Annotated in this window: 4 protein-coding genes; 2 read left to right on the top strand and 2 right to left on the bottom strand. The window is 68.2% G+C overall.

Annotation, left to right across the window (positions count from 1 at the left end):
- A partial coding sequence (locus VIR62_RS01745; protein WP_431868164.1) for an AAA family ATPase occupies window positions 1–577 on the bottom strand: 577 nt, incomplete at its 3' end.
- Window positions 578–663: 86 nt separating this feature from the next.
- Between VIR62_RS01745 and VIR62_RS01740 the strand changes: the two genes are divergently transcribed.
- The gene (locus VIR62_RS01740; protein WP_431868162.1) at window positions 664–1,029 is read left to right on the top strand and encodes an MmcQ/YjbR family DNA-binding protein; all 366 of its coding nucleotides are present in this window, start codon (window positions 664–666) and stop codon (window positions 1,027–1,029) included.
- Window positions 1,030–1,101: 72 nt separating this feature from the next.
- Window positions 1,102–1,527 carry a hemerythrin domain-containing protein gene (locus VIR62_RS01735; protein ID WP_431868160.1) on the top strand — a complete coding sequence of 142 codons (426 nt, stop codon included), beginning with the start codon at window positions 1,102–1,104 and terminating at the stop codon, window positions 1,525–1,527.
- 83 nt (window positions 1,528–1,610) lie between these two features.
- Here the strand turns inward: VIR62_RS01735 and VIR62_RS01730 are convergent.
- Window positions 1,611–1,904 (bottom strand): hypothetical protein (locus tag VIR62_RS01730; RefSeq protein ID WP_431868158.1); only part of this gene is annotated, 294 nt, incomplete at its 5' end.

The following is a 1,904-nucleotide window of genomic DNA, read 5'->3' as shown; positions in this document are numbered from 1 at the left end:
GGGCTTCGGCCAAGGCAGCGCCGTGCTCAGTCATCCGCGCTTCGAGGGCGGCCAGCCACTCGGCGTCCGGCCGCTCTTCGGCCAGCAGCTTGTTGCGGGCGCGCATCACCGCTTCGTAGCGGGCGGCATGGACGGCGTGACCGGGGTGGAGCGCCAGCACCAGCCGGTCGAGGAAGCGGCGCCGGCCGCCCGGGCTTTCGGTGAAGAGCCGGTCCATGGCGGGGGTTAGCCAGAGGACGGAAAGCCATTCCGAAAGCGACGTGGCCGAGGCCGGAGCGCCGTTGATGCGGACCTGGCGGCGTTCGGGAGCGGCGGCGACGGTGCCGGTGCCGATATCGACGTCGGGCGCCGCCAGCCTGGCCGCTACCGCGAAGCCGCCGGGACCATTGCTTCTCGCCATCTCGGTCAGGGTGGCGCCGCGGAGACCGCGACCGGGGGAGAGAAGCGACACGGCCTCCAGCACATTGGTCTTGCCCGCGCCGTTCTCGCCGGTGAGTACGACGAAGCCGGGGCCGGGCGCGATCAGGGCGTCGGCGTAGGAACGGAAGTCGGTGAGGGACAGTCGGGCGACGGGCACCGCCGCTCTGTAGCGCGATTTCCGCGAAAGGGGGAACCCGCTTGCTGTGGTAGTGTCGCGCAAAGCAGAAGGAGGAGAGGCAGCCCATGGCGAAGGCGGAGACCGATATCGATCGCGCGGCGCGGCTCGCAAGGCACCTGCCGGGCGTGGAGATAGCTCAATGGTACGGCACCCCGGCGCTCAAGGTGAGCGACAAGGGTTTTGCGCGGGTCAAGGAACGGACGGAGCGTACGCTGGTCGTCCTGTGTCCGCTCGAGCTCAAGGAAGCACTGATGGAGGCGGAGCCGGAGACCTATTACGAGACCGCCCATTATCGAGGCTGGCCGGCGATGCTGGTCCATATGGACATGATCGACGACGAGCGGCTGCAGGATCGGCTCGAATGCGCGTGGCGGGAGAAGGCGCCGGCGAAACTGGTGAAGGAATACGACGCCGGCGCGAAGAAGCGATGAAGGCCGGAGCCGCATTAGGCTCCTTTTTACTTCCAGGCTTCAGCATGGGGCTACGGTCACCGGGGGGAAGCCATGTCGGTCACACAGCAATTGCGCGACGAGCATAAGCATATCAGCGACGTTCTCAAGGAGTTCGAGGAGGTTCTTAGCCAGCCGGGGCCGCCCCCCGCCGCTTCGCTGTTCGAGCTCAGGAATCGTCTCACCCGCGTCCTGATCGGGCATCTGAAGGCCGAGGACTGGGTGCTTTATCCGAGCCTGCTGGAAACCGCGACGCCCTATGTCGCCGAGGCCGCCCGGCAGCTGATCCACGAGATGGGAGGGCTGGCCGACGCCTATAACGCCTATACGCGGCAATGGACCGCGCAAGCCATCGCGGCGGACTGGGAAGGCTATCGCCGCGACAGCGCCGTCGTCATCCGGATGCTGCGCAAGCGGATCGCCCGCGAAGACCGGGAACTCTATCCGCTCGCCGAGCGGACGCAGCGCGACGCCGCCTGATAGTAGCCGACTCCGAAGACCCGCCGGTTGACGGGGGTGCAGCGGGCGATGGCGCGGCGGCTCGGCGAGCGCAGGGCCCGAGGTCAGACGGGGTCGAGCGTCCTGGAGGTCAGCCCGGCGAGCCGCTCATGGGCTTCGACGAGGGCGCGATAGCGATCGGCGAGTTCAAGATGGGCGGCCCGGGCTGCATTGTCGGCGGCTTCGGCGGCGTTCAGCCGCTCGACCCGCTCGCGCTGTCGATAGTAAGCGACGTCCATGGCCAGTGCGCCTCCCCCGCCGACAGGCCCAAGAGCAGCCCTGAGTCGGCGATGCTCCAGCATAACATGGTCGGGCGGCGGCGGCGAATCCGGCCAGCCGGATCGTCGGCGAAGTGTGCG

The organism is Allosphingosinicella sp. (assembly GCF_036570505.1).
In the GTDB taxonomy this organism is placed as follows: domain Bacteria; phylum Pseudomonadota; class Alphaproteobacteria; order Sphingomonadales; family Sphingomonadaceae; genus Allosphingosinicella.
The sequence above is the reverse complement of the archived record's forward strand: the minus strand, read 5'-3'. Positions and strand labels throughout refer to the sequence as shown.

Excerpts from the sequence above, each read along its gene's own strand:
- VIR62_RS01740 (WP_431868162.1), top strand. The coding sequence starts at position 664 with ATGGCGAAGGCGGAGACCGATATCGATCGCGCGGCGCGGCTCGCAAGG.
- VIR62_RS01735 (WP_431868160.1), top strand. The coding sequence starts at position 1,102 with ATGTCGGTCACACAGCAATTGCGCGACGAGCATAAGCATATCAGCGAC.